Source organism: Streptomyces yangpuensis (assembly GCF_024666385.1).
GTDB classification, from domain to species: domain Bacteria; phylum Actinomycetota; class Actinomycetes; order Streptomycetales; family Streptomycetaceae; genus Streptomyces; species Streptomyces yangpuensis.
On sequence record NZ_CP102514.1, the window covers coordinates 5,452,766 to 5,472,961 of the forward strand.

The 20,196-nt window shown below is 73.2% G+C and carries 19 protein-coding genes; 12 read left to right on the plus strand and 7 right to left on the minus strand.

What is annotated here, in order from left to right:
- Positions 1-33 precede the first annotated feature (33 nt).
- Genes NRK68_RS25095 through NRK68_RS25105 form a run of 3 tightly spaced genes read right to left on the minus strand, consistent with a single transcriptional unit; the run spans position 34 to position 1,890 of the window.
- A complete protein-coding gene (locus tag NRK68_RS25095; RefSeq protein ID WP_257856784.1) occupies positions 34-936 on the minus strand; it encodes an aminoglycoside phosphotransferase family protein in 903 nt (300 codons plus the stop codon).
- Positions 937-952: 16 nt separating this feature from the next.
- A complete protein-coding gene (locus NRK68_RS25100) occupies positions 953-1,411 on the minus strand; it encodes a ferritin-like domain-containing protein (RefSeq protein ID WP_257856785.1) in 459 nt (152 codons plus the stop codon).
- Positions 1,408-1,890, minus strand: coding sequence for a hypothetical protein (locus NRK68_RS25105; protein WP_257856786.1), 483 nt, complete (start codon positions 1,888-1,890; stop codon positions 1,408-1,410). Before NRK68_RS25105 ends, NRK68_RS25100 begins: the two co-directional genes overlap by 4 nt.
- 250 nt (positions 1,891-2,140) lie before the next feature.
- On the opposite strand from NRK68_RS25105, the gene rimP reads away from it, so the two are divergent.
- The 8 genes from rimP (at position 2,141) to NRK68_RS25145 (ending at position 11,001) form a co-directional block, all read left to right on the plus strand.
- Entirely contained in the window at positions 2,141-2,653 is a 513-nt protein-coding gene (gene rimP / locus NRK68_RS25110) for a ribosome maturation factor RimP (protein ID WP_030031619.1), read from the plus strand.
- A gap of 2 nt (positions 2,654-2,655) precedes the next feature.
- Positions 2,656-3,666, plus strand: coding sequence for a transcription termination factor NusA (nusA, locus tag NRK68_RS25115; RefSeq protein ID WP_046776383.1), 1,011 nt, complete (start codon positions 2,656-2,658; stop codon positions 3,664-3,666).
- Positions 3,667-3,812: 146 nt separating this feature from the next.
- The gene (locus NRK68_RS25120) at positions 3,813-4,100 is read left to right on the plus strand and encodes a YlxR family protein (RefSeq protein WP_183068677.1); all 288 of its coding nucleotides are present in this window, start codon (positions 3,813-3,815) and stop codon (positions 4,098-4,100) included.
- A gap of 149 nt (positions 4,101-4,249) precedes the next feature.
- On the plus strand, positions 4,250-7,342 hold the full coding sequence (gene infB, locus NRK68_RS25125) for a translation initiation factor IF-2 (protein WP_257856787.1): 3,093 nt from the start codon (positions 4,250-4,252) through the stop codon (positions 7,340-7,342).
- A 197-nt stretch (positions 7,343-7,539) separates the two neighbouring features.
- Positions 7,540-7,833, plus strand: coding sequence for a DUF503 domain-containing protein (locus NRK68_RS25130; RefSeq protein ID WP_030651158.1), 294 nt, complete (start codon positions 7,540-7,542; stop codon positions 7,831-7,833).
- Positions 7,834-7,867: 34 nt separating this feature from the next.
- Positions 7,868-8,317, plus strand: coding sequence for a 30S ribosome-binding factor RbfA (gene rbfA, locus NRK68_RS25135; RefSeq protein WP_030030356.1), 450 nt, complete (start codon positions 7,868-7,870; stop codon positions 8,315-8,317).
- On the plus strand, positions 8,314-9,222 hold the full coding sequence (gene truB / locus NRK68_RS25140) for a tRNA pseudouridine(55) synthase TruB (RefSeq protein ID WP_257856789.1): 909 nt from the start codon (positions 8,314-8,316) through the stop codon (positions 9,220-9,222). The genes rbfA and truB overlap by 4 nt, the downstream gene beginning before the upstream one ends.
- A gap of 822 nt (positions 9,223-10,044) precedes the next feature.
- Positions 10,045-11,001 (plus strand): bifunctional riboflavin kinase/FAD synthetase, encoded by a 957-nt coding sequence (locus NRK68_RS25145; RefSeq protein ID WP_257856790.1) that lies wholly within the window; start codon positions 10,045-10,047, stop codon positions 10,999-11,001.
- Positions 11,002-11,094: 93 nt separating this feature from the next.
- Here the strand turns inward: NRK68_RS25145 and NRK68_RS25150 are convergent, their stop codons facing one another.
- From NRK68_RS25150 to eccE, 3 genes are all read right to left on the minus strand, one after another.
- Complete coding sequence (locus NRK68_RS25150; protein ID WP_257856791.1) at positions 11,095-13,659, minus strand: SCO5717 family growth-regulating ATPase; 2,565 nt, start codon at positions 13,657-13,659, stop codon at positions 11,095-11,097.
- Between the two features lie 144 nt (positions 13,660-13,803).
- Complete coding sequence (locus NRK68_RS25155; RefSeq protein ID WP_183068682.1) at positions 13,804-14,502, minus strand: hypothetical protein; 699 nt, start codon at positions 14,500-14,502, stop codon at positions 13,804-13,806.
- Positions 14,499-15,773, minus strand: coding sequence for a type VII secretion protein EccE (eccE, locus tag NRK68_RS25160; RefSeq protein ID WP_220819434.1), 1,275 nt, complete (start codon positions 15,771-15,773; stop codon positions 14,499-14,501). Before eccE ends, NRK68_RS25155 begins: the two co-directional genes overlap by 4 nt.
- A 258-nt stretch (positions 15,774-16,031) precedes the next feature.
- Between eccE and eccB the strand changes: the two genes are divergently transcribed.
- From eccB to NRK68_RS25180, 4 genes are all read left to right on the plus strand, one after another.
- Positions 16,032-17,609, plus strand: coding sequence for a type VII secretion protein EccB (eccB, locus tag NRK68_RS25165; protein ID WP_183068684.1), 1,578 nt, complete (start codon positions 16,032-16,034; stop codon positions 17,607-17,609).
- Positions 17,610-17,620: 11 nt separating this feature from the next.
- Complete coding sequence (gene mycP, locus NRK68_RS25170; protein ID WP_373023646.1) at positions 17,621-18,922, plus strand: type VII secretion-associated serine protease mycosin; 1,302 nt, start codon at positions 17,621-17,623, stop codon at positions 18,920-18,922.
- 213 nt (positions 18,923-19,135) lie between these two features.
- Positions 19,136-19,483 (plus strand): WXG100 family type VII secretion target, encoded by a 348-nt coding sequence (locus tag NRK68_RS25175; protein WP_183068685.1) that lies wholly within the window; start codon positions 19,136-19,138, stop codon positions 19,481-19,483.
- A gap of 44 nt (positions 19,484-19,527) precedes the next feature.
- Complete coding sequence (locus tag NRK68_RS25180; protein WP_030767308.1) at positions 19,528-19,833, plus strand: WXG100 family type VII secretion target; 306 nt, start codon at positions 19,528-19,530, stop codon at positions 19,831-19,833.
- Positions 19,834-19,920: 87 nt separating this feature from the next.
- Here the strand turns inward: NRK68_RS25180 and NRK68_RS25185 are convergent, their stop codons facing one another.
- Positions 19,921-20,166: a DUF397 domain-containing protein gene (locus NRK68_RS25185; RefSeq protein ID WP_030844357.1), complete on the minus strand. Its 246-nt coding sequence runs from the start codon at positions 20,164-20,166 to the stop codon at positions 19,921-19,923.
- Between the last annotated feature and the right edge of the window lie 30 nt (positions 20,167-20,196).

Here is a 20,196-nt window from a genome sequence, read left to right on the forward strand (position 1 = left end):
AGCTTCGACCCCGGTCGATCAGGGCGGGCCGCCCTACAGCCAGGCCGCGAACTCCAGGAGCAGTTCCGCGTCCCGGCGGCGCCCGGCGGCCAGGGCCCGGTTGCCCGACTCCACCGCCCGGAAGAGCGTCCAGCCCCGCAGCCGCTCCCGGTCCACGTCCAGCGCGTCCGCCAGCTTGTTCACCCGGCGCCGGGCGCCCGCCGCGCCCGCCGAGGAGGCCACCTGGTCCTCCAGCCGGTCCCGGACCAGCCGCGCCAGGTCGTACGCCCGCTCGCCGACCAGCGGATCGGGGCCCACCGTCAGCCACGGCGCCCGCTCGCCCGCCAGCACCTTGCCCTGCCGGAAGTTTCCGTGCAGCAGCAGCTCCTCCGGCGGGGCCGTCACCAGCTCCGCCCGCAGCGCCAGAGCGGTCTCGGCCAGCGCCCGGCCCTCCGCCGGGGCCGCCCGCAGGGCCTCCGACTGGCGCCCGGTCCGCTCGGCCACCGTCTCCCAGTCGTGCCCGGCCGGCGGGGCCACCCACAGCCGGCGCAGCGTGCCGCTCGCCTCCAGCAGCGCCTTCGCCTCAGGCAGGGACCGCAGCGACACCTCCGGGTGCAGCCGTTCCAGCAGCAGCGCCCCGTCCTCCTCGTGGTGCCGTGTGTCGAGGACCCGTACGGCGCCGAAACCGCCCCAGTGCGCCAGCGCGGCCAGTTCCCGGTCGGGCCGGGCGTGCGGGGGCGCCAGTTTCAGAGCGGCCGGGGTGCCGTCCGCGTAGGTGACGAGGACGACCAGACTGCTGCGGCCGCCCGGGGCCTGCACCCGCCGGGCCCGCAGACCCCGCCGGGACAGCGCGGCCTCGGTGAGGCCGGGCAACCGCCCCAGCCAGTCCGCGTCCTGCGCCGTCTCCGGCGTCTCGCCGAGCGCCCGTACAAGCCGCTCCGGCGGTTCGAAAGCCATGCGTGCGTGGTCCCTTTCAGCTGGTGAGGGCTCGCTGTGCGCGTTCCGTGAGCCCAGGGAAGGCTACGCCGACACCGCGCCAGCGTGCCGCGCGCACGGCCGCGGCGCTCAGCGCGTCGGCAGCCTCGCGGCGCAGCGGGCCCTCCGCCGCCCGCACCAGATCGGAGTACGCGCCGGCCACCCGGTCCTCGATCACCGCGGCCAGCCGCTCGGCGTCGGCCGGGGTGCGCACCTCGAACGGCAGGGCGTAGGCGGCCTCCGAGGGCCGGGGCGCACCGCCCAGCTCCCGCACGGTCCGGGCCAGCGCGTCCCGGCGCGCGAGGTGGCCGCCGTACGCCTCCCGGGCCTCCGTGGCGCGGGCGCCGGTGCTCCGCGCGCCGATCACCCCGTACCCGTACGCGGCCGCGTGCTCTGCGGCGAGAGCCGCCTGGGCGGCCTCCAGGGCCCGTCCGACGGGGGAGGGTTCGGGCTTCACGGCTTGGCTCCGGGAGTCGAGGTCAGCAGGTACACGTGCACGGCGCCGCAGGCGGCCACCGAGGCCAGCAGCCGGGCCAGCTCCGCCGGCGCTCCGGCCAGGTCGATGGTCCGGGCCTCGGACAGGCCGCGCTCGGCGTCGGCGAGGGCGGTCAGGGCCTCCTCGGCCTTCGCGGGCACCGGCCCGGCGCTCGCCGAGGGCGCGGCGGCCCCGGTACCGCCGGACGGCGACGCCGAGGGCGACCCCGAGGGGGACGGCGCGCCCGGCGCGGCGGGGGACAGCGCGGACACGTGCGCGGCGACGGCGGCGCGCAGCGGGGCGAGCCGTCCGGCCAGGGCCGGATGGGCGGCGGTGGTGCTGTCGTAACGTTCCAGCAGCCGGGCGCTGTCACGAACGGCCGCCTCCCGCATCCGCCGTTCGAGTGAAATCGCCGGATCGGCCGCCTTCGGGCGGCCGTCGGTGCACCCGGTCAGCAGCACGGCACCGGCCGCGCCGGCGAGCAGGCTCCTGCGCGAAGGCCGCGAAGGTCTAGGAGGTCTCGAAGGCAGGGTCCAGGGCACGGCGACGACCTCCGGGGTGATGACGGGGCTGGTGAGCGGGGCAGGGCCTGATCACGGTACCCGGGGCCCTCCTCGCAGGGCGGACGGCAACACCCTCCGACACCGGATACCCTTTGACCTGACACACGACGGAAACCACAACAGCACACGCGGCCGAGGAGTCACCCGGATGAGCACCACCCAGAGCGACAGGCTGCGCGGACTGCTGGAGCCGCTCGTCGCCGCCAAGGGCCTGGACCTCGAAGAGATCGAACTGTCCCGCGCGGGCAAGCGCCGGATGCTGCGGATCATCGTGGACTCCGACGAGGGCGTGGAACTGGACGCGTGTGCCGAGCTGAGCCGTGAGGTCTCCGACAAGCTCGACGAATCCGACGTGATGGGCGAGGACGAGTACGTCCTCGAGGTGAGTTCGCCGGGCGCGGACCGCCCGCTTACCGAGCACCGCCACTACGTGCGGGCCATCGGCCGTCTCGTGAAGTTCCAGCTGTCCGCCGAGGACGCGAAGGGTGCCGGGGAACTGGTCGCCCGCATCCTCGACGTCGACGACGAGGGCATGGACCTCGAAGTACCGGGCGTGAAGGGCCGCAAGGCGACCGCCCGCCGCATTGCTTTCACCGACATCGCCAAGGCGCGTGTCGAGATCGAGTTCAACCGCAAGGACAAGAAGGAAGAGGAGGCGTAGCCGTGGACATCGACATGAGTGCCCTGCGGGGTCTGGTCCGGGAGAAGGAGATCTCCTTCGACCTGCTCGTCGAGGCGATCGAGTCGGCCCTCCTCATCGCGTACCACCGGACCGAGGGGAGCTTCCGCCGCGCCCGCGTCGTGCTGGACCGCACCAACGGTCACGTGGTCGTGTGGGCGACGGAAGACCCGAGGGATCTCGAAGAGGGCCAGGAGCCGAAGGAGTTCGACGACACGCCGTCGGACTTCGGCCGGATCGCCGCGACGACCGCCAAGCAGGTGATCCTCCAGCGTCTGCGCGACGCCGAGGACGACCTGACCTTCGGCGAGTTCGCCGGCCGTGAGGGCGACGTCATCACCGGCGTCGTGCAGCAGGGCAAGGACCCCAAGAACGTCCTCGTCGACATCGGCAAGCTGGAGGCCATCCTGCCGGTGCAGGAGCAGGTCCCCGGCGAGGAGTACCCGCACGGCCTGCGCCTGAAGGCGTATGTCGTGCGCGTGGCGAAGGGTGTCCGCGGCCCGTCCGTGACCCTTTCGCGCACCCACCCGAACCTGGTGAAGAAGCTGTTCTCGCTGGAGGTCCCGGAGATCGCCGACGGCAGCGTCGAGATCTCCGCCATCGCCCGTGAGGCCGGTCACCGCACCAAGATCGCCGTCCGGTCCACCCGTTCGGGCCTGAACCCCAAGGGCGCCTGCATCGGCCCGATGGGCAGCCGCGTGCGCAACGTGATGGCCGAACTGCACGGCGAGAAGATCGACATCGTCGACTGGTCGGACGACCCGGCGGAGATGGTCGCGAACGCGCTGTCACCCGCCCGGGTGAGCAAGGTCGAGGTCGTCGACTGGGACTCCCGCTCCGCCCGGGTGACCGTGCCGGACTACCAGCTGTCCCTGGCCATCGGCAAGGAGGGCCAGAACGCCCGCCTCGCCGCGCGGCTCACCGGCTGGCGCATCGACATCCGTCCCGACACGGAGGCGTCCCCGGACGCGGACCGGGACCGGGGCGGGGAATAAACCGGTACCGGCCGGGGCTACCCCGACGGTAGACAGGTTCCACACGGCCGCTGTCCAGGCAGCGGATCAAGACAACACGACAGCCGTTCGATTTTTCCCCCGGCACTCGTCGGGGGAGAGGTCGGTGCGGGGAGGTAGACTTAGGCGTGTCTGGCCGGACGCAAGCCCGCGCATGCCCCGAACGCACCTGTGTGGGGTGTCGGGAGCGAGCGGCCAAGAGCGATCTGCTGCGGATCGTGGCGATCGAGGACGAATGCGTCCCCGATCCTCGCGGTACGCTGCCCGGCCGGGGTGCGTACGTGCACCCTGCCGTGGTCTGCCTCGACCAGGCGGTCCGCCGCCGGGCGTTCCCCCGGGCCCTACGGTCCGCCGGAGCGCTCGACACGACGGATCTGCGCAATGCCGTGGCCGGGAAAGCCGGGACCACAGCATAAAGAAGTAGTACGGCACGGATACCCCGTGCGGTCAGGTACCTCGCGAGTTGGAAGTAGGTCGAGATTGCGATGAGCACTCGATGAGTACGCGATGAGTACGCCCATGAAGTAGCGACGGTCCGGCGTAACCCGGACCTAAAAGGAGCGAAGTGGCTAAGGTCCGGGTATACGAACTCGCCAAGGAGTTCGGGGTGGAGAGCAAGGTCGTCATGGCCAAGCTCCAAGAACTCGGTGAATTCGTCCGTTCGGCGTCCTCGACGATCGAGGCGCCGGTTGTACGCAAGTTGACTGACGCACTGCAGGGGCCCGGCGGCAGCGCCGGCAAGTCCGCTGCAAAGCCCGGCGCGCCCCGCAAGGCCGCGCCCGCCAAGCCCGCAGCGCCGTCCCCGGCCGCTGCGGCACGTCCTGCTGCCCCGAAGCCCGGCGCACCGGCCCCCAAGCCGGCCGCTGCCGAGGCCCCGGCCGCAGCCCCCGTGACGCCGGCCTCTCCCGGCCCGCGTCCCGGCCCGAAGGCTCCGGCCGCCCCGAAGCCCGCTCCGGCGGCGCCCGTGGCGACCGAGTTCTCCGCGCCTCCGGCGGCCCCGGCCGCCCCGGCGCGTCCCGCCGCGGCCCCCGGCCCCCGTCCGGCGCAGCAGCGTCCGGCCGGCCCCGGCCAGGGCGGTGCCCGTCCCGGCGCCCCGCGTCCGGCCGGTGCCACCCCCGGCGCCCCGGCGCGTCCCGCCGGCACCCCCGGTGCCCAGGCACCGCGCCCGCAGGGCGCCCGTCCGGCCGGTCCCCGTCCGGGCAACAACCCGTTCACCTCCGGCGGCTCCACCGGCATGGCGCGCCCGCAGGCGCCCCGTCCGGCCGGCGCCCCGCGTCCCGGTGCCCCCGGCGCCGGCGGCCAGGGTGCTCCCCGTCCGCAGGGCGGTCCCGGCGGCGCTCCGCGTCCGCAGGGTCCCGGCGGCGCCCGTCCGACCCCGGGCGGCATGCCCCGTCCGCAGGGCGGCGCTCCGCGTCCGGCTCCGGGCGGCAACCGTCCGAACCCGGGCATGATGCCGCAGCGTCCCGCTGCCGGTGGTCCCGGTCCCCGTCCCGGCGGCGGCCCCGGTGGCCGTGGTCCCGGTGCGGGCGGCCCCCGTCCCGGTGGTGCCGGTCGTCCCGGCGGCGGCGGCTTCGCCGGCCGTCCGGCCGGTCCCGGCTCGCGTCCCGCGGGCGGCGGCTTCGGCGGTCCCCGTCCGGGTGGCGGCGGCTTCGGCGGCGGCCCGGCCGGCGCCGGTGGCGGCGGTCGTCCCGGCTTCGGTGGTCGTCCCGGCGGCCCCGGTGCCCGTGGCGGTACGCAGGGTGCCTTCGGCCGTCCCGGCGGTCCGGCCCGTCGCGGCCGCAAGTCGAAGCGTCAGAGGCGCCAGGAGTACGAGGCCATGCAGGCCCCGTCCGTGGGCGGCGTGATGCTGCCCCGCGGCAACGGCGAGACCGTTCGCCTGTCGCGCGGTGCGTCCCTCACCGACTTCGCGGAGAAGATCAACGCCAACCCGGCGTCGCTGGTCGCGGTCATGATGAACCTCGGCGAGATGGTCACTGCCACGCAGTCCGTCTCCGACGAGACCCTCCAGCTCCTCGCGGGCGAGATGAACTACGAAGTTCAGATCGTCAGCCCGGAGGAGGAGGACCGCGAGCTCCTCGAGACCTTCGACATCGAGTTCGGCGAGGACGAGGGCGGCGAGGAGTACCTGCTGCCGCGTCCGCCGGTCGTGACCGTCATGGGTCACGTCGACCACGGTAAGACCCGACTGCTCGACGCCATCCGCAAGACGAACGTCGTCGCGGGCGAGGCCGGCGGCATCACGCAGCACATCGGTGCGTACCAGGTCTCCACCGAGGTCAACGACGAAGAGCGTCGCATCACCTTCATCGACACCCCGGGTCACGAGGCGTTCACCGCCATGCGTGCCCGCGGTGCGAAGTCGACCGACATCGCGATCCTCGTGGTCGCGGCCAACGACGGCGTCATGCCGCAGACGATCGAGGCGCTCAACCACGCCAAGGCCGCCGGCGTCCCGATCGTCGTCGCGGTCAACAAGATCGACGTCGAGGGTGCCGACCCGACCAAGGTCCGCGGTCAGCTCACCGAGTTCGGTCTGGTCGCCGAGGAGTACGGCGGCGACACGATGTTCGTCGACATCTCCGCCAAGCAGGGTCTGCACATCGACTCCCTGCTCGAGGCCGTCGTCCTCACCGCCGACGCCTCGCTCGACCTGCGCGCCAACCCGGAGCAGGACGCTCAGGGTATTGCGATCGAGTCCCACCTCGACCGCGGCCGCGGTGCCGTCGCCACCGTCCTCGTCCAGCGCGGTACCCTCCGCGTCGGCGACACGATGGTCGTGGGCGACGCCTACGGCCGCGTGCGCGCCATGCTCGACGACAAGGGCAACAACGTCGAGGAAGCGGGTCCGTCGACCCCCGTCCTGGTCCTGGGTCTCACCAACGTCCCCGGCGCCGGCGACAACTTCCTCGTCGTCGACGAGGACCGCACGGCCCGCCAGATCGCCGAGAAGCGTGCTGCGCGCGAGCGCAACGCCAACTTCGCCAAGCGCGTCCGTCGCGTGTCCCTCGAGGACCTCGACTCCGTGCTCAAGGCCGGTCTGGTCCAGGAACTCAACCTCATCATCAAGGGCGACGCGTCCGGTGCGGTCGAGGCTCTCGAGTCCTCGCTGCTCCAGCTCGACGTCGGTGAAGAGGTCGACATCCGGGTCCTGCACCGCGGTGTGGGTGCGGTCACCGAGTCCGACATCGCCCTGGCGATGGGCTCCGACGCCATCGTCATCGGCTACAACGTCCGTGCTGCCGGCCGCGCCGCGCAGATGGCGGACCGCGAGGGCGTCGACGTCCGCTACTACTCGGTGATCTACCAGGCCATCGAGGAGATCGAGGCGGCCCTGAAGGGTCTCCTCAAGCCGGAGTACGAAGAGGTCGAGCTCGGTACGGCGGAGGTCCGCGAGATCTTCCGCTCGTCCAAGCTGGGCAACATCGCCGGTGTCCTCATCCGGTCCGGCGAGGTCAAGCGCAACACCAAGGCGCGCCTGCTGCGCGATGGCAAGGTCATCGCGGAGAACCTCACCATCTCCGGTCTGCGCCGCTTCAAGGACGACGTCACCGAGATCCGCGAGGGCTTCGAGGGTGGTATCAACCTCGGTTCCTTCAACGACATCAAGATCGACGACGTCATCGCGACGTACGAGATGCGCGAGAAGCCCCGCGCGTAAGCGCGAGGCGGTTCGCACCGTGTCGTAACCCGGCGGCGACGCTGCGGGGGCCGGGGCCGGTCGGCGGAATATCCGTCGATCGGCCCCGGCCGTTGCGTGTACGGTTCTGGTGACCCGGCCGCGCGAGCGCCGGGGATCCTGCCGGGCGACGGCCCGGCAGGCCACCGAACCCGCACCGGCGGGATATCCGGAACTGCATGTACGTGGGGACTCTGTCCTTCGACCTGCTCCTCGGCGACGTCCACTCGCTGAAGGAGAAACGCTCCGTCGTCCGGCCCATCGTCGCCGAGCTCCAGCGGAAGTTCTCCGTGAGCGCGGCAGAGGTGGGCGACCAGGATCTGCACCGCAGGGCCCGCATAGGGGTCGCGCTGGTGAGTGGGGACGCGGGGTTCCTCTCGGACGTACTGGACCGCTGCGAGCGGCTGGTCGCGGCACGTCCGGAAGTGGAGCTGCTGTCCGTACGACGGCGCCTCCACGGTGATGAAGACTGATTGCTTGTCTGCAAGAAAAGAAGGAGACGGACCAGTGGCCGACAATGCGCGGGCGAAGAAGCTGGCGGACCTCATCCGGGAGGTGGTGGCGGAGAAGCTGCAGCGCGGTGTCAAGGACCCCCGCCTCGGTACGCACGTGACCATCACGGACACCCGGGTCACCGGCGACCTGCGGGAGGCCACGGTCTTCTACACGGTCTACGGCGACGACGAGGACCGCGCCAGCGCGGCAGCCGGCCTGGAGAGCGCCAAGGGCGTCCTGCGCTCCGCGGTCGGCCGGGCGGCGGGGACCAAGTTCACCCCCACCCTGACCTTCGTCGCCGACGCCCTCCCGGAGAACGCCAAGACCATCGAGGACCTCCTCGACAAGGCGCGCGCCTCCGACGCCCAAGTGCGCGAGGTCTCCTCCGGCGCGCAGTACGCCGGCGACGCCGACCCGTACAAGAAGCCGGGCGACGACGACGAGGACGCAGCGGCGGAATGAGCACCAACGCAGGGAAGACTCCGGACGGCCTTGTCATCGTCGACAAGCCGTCCGGCTTCACTTCGCACGACGTGGTCGCCAAGATGCGCGGGATCGCCAAAACCCGCCGCGTCGGCCACGCCGGCACCCTCGACCCGATGGCGACGGGCGTGCTGGTCCTCGGCGTGGAGAAGGCCACCAAGCTCCTCGGCCACCTCGCGCTCACGGAGAAGGAGTACCTCGGCACGATCCGCCTGGGCCAGAACACCCTGACGGACGACGCCGAAGGCGAGATCACCACCTCCACGGACGCCACCGGGGTCACCCGGGAAGCCGTGGACGCGGGCGTCGCCAAGCTGTCGGGCGACATCATGCAGGTCCCGTCCAAGGTCAGCGCCATCAAGATCAAGGGTGTCCGCTCCTACAAGCGAGCCCGCGACGGCGAGGACTTCGAGATCCCGGCCCGGCCGGTCACCATCTCGTCGTTCCAGGTGTACGACATGCGGGAGGCGGAGGCCGAGGACGGCACCAAGGTCGTCGACCTCGTCGTCTCCGTCGTCTGCTCCAGCGGTACGTACATCCGCGCCCTCGCCCGCGACCTCGGCGCCGACCTCGGCGTCGGCGGACACCTGACCGCGCTGCGCCGCACCCGGGTGGGCCCGTACAAGCTCGACCGCGCGCGGACCCTGGACCAGCTCCAGGAGGAGCTGACCGTCATGCCGATCGGCGAGGCGGCCGCCGCGGCCTTCCCGCGCTGGGACCTCGACGCCCGGCGGGCCTCGCTGCTCGCCAACGGCGTGCGGATCGACATGCCGGAGGAGTACGGGGACGGCCGTACCGTCGCGGTCTTCGGGCCGCAGGGCCAGCTCCTCGGGCTCGTCGAGAGCAAGAACGGAAAGGCGAAGTCCCTCGCGGTCTTCGTCTGATCGTTGACGTGGAGCGGTGAGCGCACATGCCGTGCTGCTCACCGCTCCACGACCCCCCTCGGGTAGGTCTCTATCCACCCGGACACCGCTATTCACCCGTCCGAGCAGGCGCTCGGAGTGAATGGAGGGAGCGTAAGGGGGCGCGTTCGCCGCGTGTGCTTTCACGGGGCGTTGCGGGGAGTGGAACTCGATCCGCACGGACGGCCTCGGGAATCCGGCCGCTGCCGGTGGCCCGGGCGCGCACAGCGAGACGGTTCCCGGCTGGGGCGGAACCGGTCCGCTTGCCCGGGGTGCCGGGTGCCGGGTGCCGGGTGCCGGGTGCCGGGTCTCGGCGGCTCGGCCGGGGCCGGGTGTGTGCCGGGGCGATCCCCGCAGGGCGCCGAACGCACCGCTGCCGCGCTTTCCGGCCCCGAGTACCGTTCGGCGTCCGAGGAGACGCCCCGGCGCGCGCCCGGCCCCACCGGACCCCCGCCGCCTATGCGACCCGGGCCCGTGCCCCGGCTCCGCGGCGGGCCCGTCCTGGACACCCCGCGCGGCCCTGCCGGGGCCGGGCGCCCGGCGGACGGTGGAGACGCTCGGCCGGGCCGCCGCGGATGGTCACCTGAGGATCCGCAGCGGTCCCCGACCCCTCGGCCCGCTGACCCCCCGGCTCCGCGGCTACCCGGCCCCCGGCTCCGCGGCCTCGGCTCTGCGGCCCCCGGCCCGCCGGTCCCGTCCGGCCCGGACGCCGATGCGTGGCACCGGCCCCCGGCATGGCAGTCTTAGACCTGCAATCGGCAATCAGTTCAAGGACCAACCGGGTTCGGGCGAGGAGCGGTCACAGTGCAGCGGTGGCGTGGCTTGGAGGACATCCCCCAGGACTGGGGACGCAGCGTCGTCACCATCGGCTCGTACGACGGCGTGCACCGGGGACATCAGCTGATCATCGGACGGGCCGTGGCCACCGCGCGCGAGCTCGGCGTGCCGTCCGTCGTCGTCACCTTCGACCCGCACCCGAGCGAGGTCGTCCGCCCCGGCAGCCACCCGCCGATCCTGGCCCCGTACGACCGGCGGGCCGAGCTGATGGCCCGGCTGGGCGTGGACGCGCTGCTGATCCTCCCCTTCACCGCGGAGTTCTCGCAGCTGTCCCCGGCCGACTTCATCGTGAAGGTGCTCGTCGACAAGCTGCACGCCCTGGCCGTCATCGAGGGCCCGAACTTCCGCTTCGGCCACCGTGCCGCGGGGAACGTCGACTTCCTGCGCGAACTGGGTTCCACCTACGACTACCGGGTCGAGGTCGTGGACCTCGTGGAGCGCGGCGAGGCGGGCGGCGGCGTGCCGTTCTCCTCGACCCTGGCGCGCAGGCTGGTCGCCGAGGGCGACATGGACGGCGCGGCCGAGGTCCTGGGGCGCCCCCACCGGGTCGAGGGCGTGGTGGTGCGCGGAGCGCAGCGCGGTCGTGAGCTGGGCTACCCGACGGCGAACGTGGAGACGCGGCCGCACACCGCGATTCCGGCGGACGGGGTCTACGCGGGCTGGCTGACGGCGGACGGCGAGCGGATGCCCGCGGCGATCTCGGTGGGGACGAACGTGCAGTTCGACGCGACCGAGCGGACGGTCGAGGCGTACGCGATCGACCGGGTCGGACTGGACCTGTACGGCAAGCACGTGGCGGTCGACTTCCTCGCGTACGTGCGGGGGATGGCGAAGTTCGAGTCGCTGGACGGGCTGCTGGAGGCGATCGCCGACGACGTGAAGCGGGCGCGGGTACTGACCGACGCGTACGACCTGAAGCGCTGACGCGGAACGGGCGAGGGCCCGTACCGCCCCGTGATCCGACCGGATCTGGGGTGGTACGGGCCCTTCCTGTTGTGCGGGGTGCGGCGCGGCCGGTCAGCCGAGACGCGGATCGCGCGGCGGCTGCTGCGGCTGCTGGGGCGGGGCGGCGGGGGGCTGCTGCCAGGGCTGGCCGGGCTGCGGCTGCTGTGGGTAGGGGTGGCCGTAGGGCCCCGGCTGCTGCGGCGGCTGCTGGTACGGGGGCTGGCCCTGGGGCTGACCGTACGGCTGCGGCTGCTGCGGCTGCTGCGGCTGCTGCGGGTGGGGCTGGGGCTGGTGCGGGTGGGGCTGCGGCGCTCCCCAGTGGTTCTGCGGGGCCTGCTGCTGGGCCCGGAGGAAGTCCTCGGCCACGAGGGCGGAGAGGTTGAAGTACGCCTCACGGGTCTTGGGCCGCATCATGTCGAGGTCGACCTCGGCACCGGCCGCGAGGTGCTCGTCGAAGGGCACCACGACGACACCGCGGCAACGGGTCTCGAAGTGCTGCACGATGTCCTCGATCTTGATCATCTTGGCGGTCTCGCGGACCCCCGAGATGACGGTGATCGAGCGGGAGACGAGGTCCGCGTACCCGTGGGCGGTGAGCCAGTCGAGGGTGGTGCTGGCGCTGCTGGCGCCGTCCACGGACGGGGTCGAGATGATGATCAGCTGATCGGCCAGGTCCAGGACGCCGCGCATGGCGGAGTAGAGGAGGCCGGTGCCCGAGTCGGTGAGGATGATCGGGTACTGGCGGCCCAGCGTCTCGATGACGCGGCGGTAGTCCTCGTCGTTGAAGGTCGTGGAGACCGCCGGGTCCACGTCGTTGGCGATGATCTCCAGACCGGAGGGCGCCTGCGAGGTGAAACGGCGGATGTCCATGTACGAGTTCAGGTACGGGATCGCCTGGACCAGGTCCCGGATCGTCGCGCCCGTCTCGCGGCGGACACGGCGGCCGAGCGTGCCGGCGTCGGGGTTCGCGTCGATGGCCAGGATCTTGTCCTGGCGCTCGGTGGCGAGGGTGGCGCCGAGCGCGGTGGTGGTCGTGGTCTTGCCGACGCCGCCCTTGAGGCTGATGACGGCGATGCGGTAGCAGGACATGACCGGGGTGCGGATCAGCTCCAGCTTGCGGCGGCGCTCCGCCTCGGCCGCCTTGCCGCCGAAGCGGAAGAGGCCGCCGCCGCCCCCGCCGCCGTTGTTGTTGCTCTTGGGCTTCTGCTTGTTGCGCAGCAGCCGGTCCGAGGACAGCTCGACGGCGGCGGTGTAGCCGAGCGGCGCGCCGCCACCGGTGGGGCCGGCGGCGTACCGCGGGTCGTGCGGCTGCGGCTGCGGCTGCGGCTGCGGCTGCGGGTGGGGCTGGGGCTGCAGCGGCTGCTGACCGGGGCCGACGGGCCACTGGCCGGAGGCGCGGGGGTCGTAGGTGGGCTGGGGCTGCGGCTGAGGGGCCTGCGGCTGCTGGGGAGCCTGTGGGGCGGGCGCGGGGGCCGGCTGCGGGAAGCCGTAGGAGCCCTGCGGGCCGGGCGCGGGCGTCGGCTGCGGGAAGCCGTAGGAGCCCTGCGTCGCGAACGAGGGCGGCAGCGGCGGCAGTTCACCCTGAGGCGCCCCGTACGGGCTGTCCCCGGCAGCCGGGGGCACTACGGGCACCCCCTCGACGGGGGTGGCCCGCGGGCCGGCCCATCCTCCGGAGGCGGCCTCGTCCCCGGCCGGCGGCAGGTCCGCGACCGGCGCGGGCACGGCGTCGGCCGGCTCCGCGCCGGCCTCCTCCGCCGGAGCCGGGGGTGCCGGCGGTACGGCCTCGACCGGAGCCGGAGCCGGGGCCGAGAACGGCAGGTCGGGAGCCGCGATCGCCTCGGGAGCCGAGTGCGGCGGCGCCCCGTCGGCCGAGGCCGTGACGGGACCCGAGTGCGGCAGCTCGGGCGCGGGCGCCGGAGCAGGGGGTGCCGGCGGTGCGGCCTCGACCGGAGCCGGAGCCGGGGCCCCGAACGGCAGGTCGGGAGCCGCGATCGCCTCGGGAGCCGAGTGCGGCGGCGCCCCGTCGGCCGAGGCCGCGACGGGACCCGAGTGCGGCAGCTCGGGAGGCTGCACCGGAGCCGGAGCCGGAGCCGGAGCCGGAGCCGGAGCCGGAGCCGGAGCCGGACCGGGAGCCGGGGGTGCCGGCGGTGCGGCCTCGACCGGAGCCGGAGCCGCAGCCCCGAACGGCAGGTCGGGAGCCACGATCGGCTCGGGAGCCGAGGGCAGGGGTGCGTCGGCCGCCGGGGCAGGGGCCGGGGCGCCCGCGTACGGCGGCTCGGGCGCCGCGTACGGCAGCTCCGGGGCCGAGATCGGCTCCGGCGCCGGGTGCGGCGGCGGAGCCTCGGCCCCGAACGGCCGGGCCGGCCCCGCGCCGTCGGACGGGGGCCGCGGCGCCGGCGGAGCGATCCGCATCGTGGAGGGCGACTCCACGTCCGACGGACGGTGCGGCTCGAAGCCGCTGCCCTCGGGGAGCCCCGGCACCTGCGCCGCCGCGGCCGGCGGCGCGCTCTGCGTGTACCAGGCCGGCGGTGTGTAGTCGATGGTGAACTCGCCCGTCATCTCGGGCTCCGCGTCGGACTGATCGTCCGTCGGGACGTCCCACGTCCCGCCGCGCCTCTCGTTCCGATCGCCGCTCACTGGTCCTCCTGGTCTGTCGAACACTGCTCCGGCGCCCACCCACGCCGCGCCGGCGTCCAGCCTAATCGGGGCACGTCGCCCCTGTCCGCCGTGCCCCGCTCCACGGGGAGGGCGGGCGGTCCGCCCACCGGGGCGCGCCGCGCATCAGTCGATGCGGCGCGCCGCACCGAGCAGACCGGTCTCCGCCTCGGTCCCCTGGGTCATCACGAACTGCCGGTCCCGCGGGGTGCACCACAGGGTCACCCCGTCGCCCAGGGTCGGCAGGGAGGCCACGGCCTGACGCGGCAGCCGCATCAGGCGGCCGATCTGCTCCGCCTCGTCCGGGGACACCCGCTGCACGCCCACCAGCGACGCCTGCTGGAGCAACCGCGGCGCCGTCGGGCTCAGATACGGCAGCAGGGTCAGCACCGACTGCCACGGCCCGGCCACCACGCGACCGCGCGGCGGCCGCATCCCGCAGTCGCGGATCACCAGCACCGGGCTGCCCGCGGACGCGCCCTGCGGCGGGATCCGTCCCACCTCGTGCAGGGTCACGCACTGCTGCCCGCCACCGGCCGCCTGGGCCAGCCCGGACCACACCTGCCCGCGCCCGGTCTCCACCGCGACGCGCGCACCCGTGGCCGCCGCGCGCAGCGCCAGCACCTGCGCCGTCCACAGACCGCCGATCAGCGTCACCTCGTACGGCGTGGGCCGGTTGATGCCGAGCACCGCCGGCCGCCCCTCGGCGTCCACACCGATGACGACGCCGTCGTCCCCGACGGGCACCGCCAGCGCGTCCAGGTCCGTCGCGGGCACCACATGCCGCTCCCGCCGCGGGCCGACCAGCCCGAAACCACCCCTCATCGCGCGCCTCCCAGTGGCAGCGAAGCCAGCAGTCCCGGCACCTGTTCGCGGTCGAGCCGGACCAGCCCGGTCTTCACGCCCCGCGCCGTCCTCTCCAACTCCCGCCGTGCAGCGACCAGTTCCTCGTCGCTGCGTCCCGTCACCCGTACGTGTCCGGTCAGGGTCACGCCCTGCCGCTCCGCCAGGGCCATCGTCAGGCTGAAGTTCGTGGCGAGCGTGGGCAGGGAGGTCAGCAGCGCCACGAACTGCGGCAGCGCCGCCGCCCCGGAGCCGCCCAGCTGCGGCCAGCGGCCTATCCAGTACGTCGTGTGCCTGCGGTCGTCGCAGCGCCAGGTCCGCGAGGTCTCCTCGGTGCGCCGCCCGGTGCTGGCCGACCGGCCGGCCTGGGTGATCGCCATCGGGTTCGCGCACGAGGACGTCGCCAGCGCCGCCGTCAGTTCCTGCTCGGTCAGCACGGTGGCCCTGAACCCGGCCCCGGCCAGCCGGCTCGCCAGCTGGTCCGCGGCCCGCACGACGCACCGCTGCGCGCCGGCCAGTCCGCCGCCGCGGGCGGTGACCGCCTCGGGGCACAGCTCCGGGTCGAGCTTGAGCGCGATCCAGGTCAGCCGTACCGCGGGGGTGCCCGTCCGGGCCTGCAGCGGTGCGTAGTTGAGCGTGGCCGTCGACCGGGCCGGCAGGTGCGGGGCCGGCGCCGGCTGGGTGTGCTGCACCAGTTGCGCGGACTCCAGCCGGATGCCGTCCACTTCGAGGACGTCCCGTACGACGGCGAGCGGCAGTGGCCGCGCCGCCCGGTCGGGCCGCAGCGCGGTGGCGTCCGTGTCCACCTGCACGACCGCGGTCAGGAAGGTTCCGTCGCCGACCATCCCCACGGGGCGCCGGTCCCGGTCGCTGAACGTCAGGGTGCGCAGCGCCGGATCGGCCTCGACCAGCGGCGCCAGCCCCGGTTCGGTGCCCGCCGGTACGGTGGAGGACGCGGCCCGGCGGCGCCGTGCGCGCAGCGCGAGCACGCTGCCGATCCATTCGGGCAGGGAGCGCTGGTGGCGGCGTACGACCGCGAGCACCACCAGCACGAGCGCGAGCACGCCGACGGGCGCCAGGAGCAGCGGCTCGACCACCCAGGCCACGAGCAGCCCCGCCGCCGCGACCTGGAGCAGCACGAGTTGTTGCAGTCGGAACGGACCGAAGCGGCCCGGGCTCGACTTCGGGTGCGGCGTCACCCCGCCGCGTGCGGGTGCGGGCGCGCCGGTCTGCGGCTCCGTCGCCGTGGCCATCACTCGCGCACTTCCCCTCTCATGGGCAGGACCTCACGAGTTCCGGCGCTGCGCGACACCCGTCGCGGGGCCCCGGAATCTCCCCAATCCACCCCAACAAGCCCTGATTACCCCGGTGTGGAAGGCCCTGAGGGGCCGCCTCACCCTACCCGGCCCCTGCATACCGTCCGTCAAGAGGCATAGTAGGTGCCCGGTCCGACTATCGAGGCCCGGGGACCGTACTCACCGGCCGGGCCGTGCGGGGAGAAGCAGACGGTCATGGCATCACGACGTGATGAGCTCAACGCGTACACCTTTGCGAAGCGGCGGACGGTGGCCGCGTTCCTCCAGCCCTCCGCCACGGGTACCGAGGAGGGGGCGCCCCGCCCCCTGCGCGCCGTCCTGCCCGGGGTGATCGTCGGAGCCCTCGTGCTCGCCGGGTTCGGTGCCTGGGGCATGTTCAAGCCGACCGCCCCCAAGGGCTGGGACGAGCCCGGTACCAGGGTCATCGTCGGCAAGGACTCGACGACCCGCTACGTGGTCCTGACGACGAAGGTGGGCGGCAGGAACCAGACGCGTCTGCACCCGGTGCTGAACCTCGCCTCCGCCCGACTCCTGCTGGATCCGCAGAAGTTCAAAGTGGTGCAGGTTGAGGACAAGGTGCTCGACGCGGGCAAGCCGCCCCGCGGCCCCATCATCGGCATCCCGTACGCCCCCGACCGGCTCCCCTCCAAGGCCGAGGCCGGCAAGGCCAAGCGGTGGGCCGTCTGCCAGCAGCCCGGCGGCAACGGCCGCGGCGTGCAGACCGCCACCTTCGTCCTCGCGGACCGCGAGGCGTCCGTGACGGACGACGCCCGCCGGCTCACCGACACCCAGGCGCTGTACGTGGAGAGCACCGGCCCGGGCAAGGAGCGCTACCTCGTCGACGCCACCGGCGCCAAGTACAAGTTCCCCGAGGGCACCCCGGCCGCCGGAACGATGACCAACGCCCTGGTCGGCACCGGAGCCACCCCGCAGCAGGTCGGTCCGGAATGGCTGGGGACCCTCAACTCCGGTGACGACCTGGCCTTCCCGGCGATCCCCGGCAAGGCCGGGGCGAACGCCGACGTCAAGGGCCTGAGCACCGCCGACAACAAGGTCGGCATGGTGCTGAAGGCCCAGACCGGCTCCGGGACACAGCACTACGTGGTCCTCCCCGGCAAGGTCGCCCCGGTTTCCGACTTCGTCGCCTGGCTGCTGATCTCGGCGCCGGCCACCGACGGGCTCAACATGCACGGCAAGGCCCGCGAGGTCGACCTCCAGTCGCTCGACCCGGACGCCACGCCGTTCGCCGGCGACGTCAGGTGGCCGCAGAAGAAGACCGAGCGGATCAACCGGACGACGCCGGCCGCCGGTGCCCGGGCGAGCAGTCCCGACAACCGCGACACCGTCTGCAACGTCCTGCGCTCCGTCGACGGCCAGGGCAACCAGACGCTGAGCACCTGGGCCGGCACCGGCTACCCCGTCGACATCACCGCCAGCGGCACGAGCGCGTACGTCACTCCCGGCTCCGGCCTGCTATACACCCAGGTCCAGGGCAAGCAGACCACGGCCGGCGGCTCCCTCTTCCTGGTGACCGACACCGGCCTGCGGTACGCCGTCCAGGCCAACGGCGACAGCGACTCCGAGCAGTCCGGGATCGGCGCCCCCGACCAGACCAAGGCGGGCGGGGACGGCCGTCCCGAGGCCAGCCAGGCACAGGTCAGGCTCGGCTACGGCGGCGTCACCCCGGCCATGGTGCCCATCGCCTGGTCGGAGTTCCTCTCCAAGGGCCCCCGACTGGACACCAACTCCGCCCGTCAGCCGCAGGGTTCGTGAGGAAGCCGCCGATGCCCCACATCCGCATGCCCCGGCGCGCGCTCCTCGCCGGCGCCTTCGCCCTCACCCTGACCGCCGGCGGCGCGACGGGAACGGCGGTCGCCGCCACCGCGGCCGGAGCCGCCCCGGCCGCCGCCGCGCCGCACCCCCCGGCCGCCGCGCCGCACCCCCCGTACGGCCTGCGCCTCGACGGCGCGGGGGAGTGCACCTTCCCCATGAAGAAGCAGATCGAGGACCGGCCCTGGGCCCTCCAGCGGCTGCTCCTCGACGAGCTCTGGGCGCAGACCAAGGGCAAGGACAAGAGCGGCGCGAGCGTCCGCGTCGCCGTCATCGACACCGGTGTCGACCGGGCGAACCCGCAGCTCAGCGGCGCCATCGACGTCGGCGCGGGCAAGGACTTCGTCGACCCCAAGGGCGGTGACGGCACCACCGACACCATCGGCCACGGCACCAAGGTCGCCGGGCTGATCGCGGCGCGCCCCCAGCAGGGCACCGGCTTCGTGGGCCTCGCCCCGGACGCCACGATCATCCCCATCCGGCAGAACGACGGCCAGGGCAAGGGCAACGCCCTCTCCCTGAGCCAGGCGATCGACCACGCGGTGGCCAAGGGCGCCCAGGTCATCAACATCTCGCAGGACACCGACGTCCAGCTGTCCGCGGACTCGGAGCTCGGCAAGTCCGTCCAGAAGGCCGTGGCCGCCAACATCGTCGTCGTGGCCTCGGCGGGCAACGACGGCATGAGCGGCCAGAAGCGCAAGACGTATCCGGCCGCCTTCCCCGGGGTCCTCGCCGTGGGCGCCTCGGACCGCAACAACGAGCGCGCCGTCTTCTCCCAGCCCGGCGACTTCATCGGGGTCGCGGCGCCCGGCGTCGACATGGTCTCCACCGTCCCCGGCTTCGGCCAGTGCATCGACAACGGCACCAGCTTCTCCGCGCCCTACGTCGCCGGTGTCGCCGCCCTGCTGCGTGCCGAGCACGGCGACTGGTCGGCGCAGCAGATCGTGTGGCAGATCCAGAACACCGCCGAGCGCGCCGTCAACGGCCGTGACGACTACGTGGGTTGGGGGGTCGTCGACCCGGTGCGCGCCCTCAGCCAGGACCAGCAGGCCCCGAAGGCCCCCGTACCGGACTCGGGTCCGCCCCCGGCGACAGCGCCGCAGGCGGCGGCCCTCCAGCTCACCGAGACGGCCCAGGAACGTCAGGAGCGCTACGGCACGTACGCTCTCGGTATCGGCGCCGTCCTGATCGCCGTCATCGCGGGCACGGCGACGGTCGTCCGGGATGCCCGGAGCCGCCGACGTCGTTTGCAGTGAACAGTCACAGTTCGTCCACGGAAGCGGCCCACCGGTGTTGGGACTGCCCCACGAACTGACTAGAGTGGCACCAGGCTTCACGAGTGTGATCGGGGGATCGCGTGAAGCGGAGGGGGACGATCCGGAGCGCGTGACCGACATCCGCGCCGGGTACGCCCGCCCCGCTGCGCAATCCGCCGGTTCTGCCGGCGAATTGAGAAGTGAGGAGCTTCGATGAGCACGAACACCTTCGGACTTGCGGACGATCCGGTCGTCCAGGCGAAGAACAAGATCCAGGAGACGGGAACCGCCGTCTCCAAGCAGGCCCGTGAGCTGGCCGACATCATCGCCACCGTGAGCGCGGGCTGGACCGGTGTGGGCGCCTCGGGCTTCATCACGGCCCAGACGACGCTGAACGACAGCCACGACGAGATCCGTCGGCTCCTCGGCGTCCTGCACAACGCCGTGGCGCAGACGAAGAACCTCAGCAACGCGCAGGACGAGGAGGTGCGGGCCGCGTTCAAGAACGCCGTCCAGCCGCCGTCCGCCTCCGGCCCGCGTTCGGGCCTCGACGGCATCTGAGCAACGCCCCTCATCCATTCGTCCGCAGTGAGAAGGAGAAGAACATGACGGCGAACGACGGGACCCGGGTCCGGTACGAGACCGTTCAGCAGATGGCGGACCGCATCCGGATCGTCTCCGGGAACATCCTCAAGGACCTGGCCGAGATGGAGCAGGCCGTGAAGGTCGTCACGGACACCTGGGACGGTGAGGCGCACCGGGAGTACGTCACCCTCCAGAAGAAGTACAAGGCCAAGGCCGACACCATGCACGCCGAGCTGGAGAAGGTCGCCAAGCTCATCGAGCGGGGCAAGGACGACTACCGGGCCACCGACAAGCGGGCCTCGACCCTCTTCACCGAGGCCTACTGAGCCTGCCGGGCCTGGGTCACCGGGTCCCGAGACGCCGAAGGGGCGCGCCCGCGACGGGTGCGCCCCTTCGGCGTGTACTGCCGCCCCTCAGGGCTCCTGGCGGTCCAGGTCGAACTCGCCGTCCCGGGCACCGAGTACGAAGGCCTCCCACTCGGCGGCCGTGTAGCGCAGCACCGTCTCCCGGTCCAGCGAGGACCGCATCGCCACCGCCCCCTCGGGCAGCCGCGCGATCTCCACCCGCTCCTCCTCCGGACTGGTCCCCGGCGGCCCTTCCCACTCCACACCGCTGATGTCGAGCGCGTACAGCTCGTCCTTCTCCTGCTGGGTGCCCATGAGCGGCCTCTCCCTCGGTGGTGCGGTCTT

Excerpts from the sequence above, each read along its gene's own strand:
- NRK68_RS25095 (WP_257856784.1), bottom strand. The coding sequence starts at position 936 with ATGGCTTTCGAACCGCCGGAGCGGCTTGTACGGGCGCTCGGCGAGACG.
- rimP (WP_030031619.1), top strand. The coding sequence starts at position 2,141 with ATGAGCACCACCCAGAGCGACAGGCTGCGCGGACTGCTGGAGCCGCTC.
- NRK68_RS25130 (WP_030651158.1), top strand. The coding sequence starts at position 7,540 with ATGTACGTGGGGACTCTGTCCTTCGACCTGCTCCTCGGCGACGTCCAC.
- truB (WP_257856789.1), top strand. The coding sequence starts at position 8,314 with ATGAGCACCAACGCAGGGAAGACTCCGGACGGCCTTGTCATCGTCGAC.
- NRK68_RS25155 (WP_183068682.1), bottom strand. The coding sequence starts at position 14,502 with ATGAGGGGTGGTTTCGGGCTGGTCGGCCCGCGGCGGGAGCGGCATGTG.
- eccE (WP_220819434.1), bottom strand. The coding sequence starts at position 15,773 with ATGGCCACGGCGACGGAGCCGCAGACCGGCGCGCCCGCACCCGCACGC.
- eccB (WP_183068684.1), top strand. The coding sequence starts at position 16,032 with ATGGCATCACGACGTGATGAGCTCAACGCGTACACCTTTGCGAAGCGG.
- mycP (WP_373023646.1), top strand. The coding sequence starts at position 17,621 with ATGCCCCACATCCGCATGCCCCGGCGCGCGCTCCTCGCCGGCGCCTTC.
- NRK68_RS25175 (WP_183068685.1), top strand. The coding sequence starts at position 19,136 with ATGAGCACGAACACCTTCGGACTTGCGGACGATCCGGTCGTCCAGGCG.
- NRK68_RS25180 (WP_030767308.1), top strand. The coding sequence starts at position 19,528 with ATGACGGCGAACGACGGGACCCGGGTCCGGTACGAGACCGTTCAGCAG.
- NRK68_RS25185 (WP_030844357.1), bottom strand. The coding sequence starts at position 20,166 with ATGGGCACCCAGCAGGAGAAGGACGAGCTGTACGCGCTCGACATCAGC.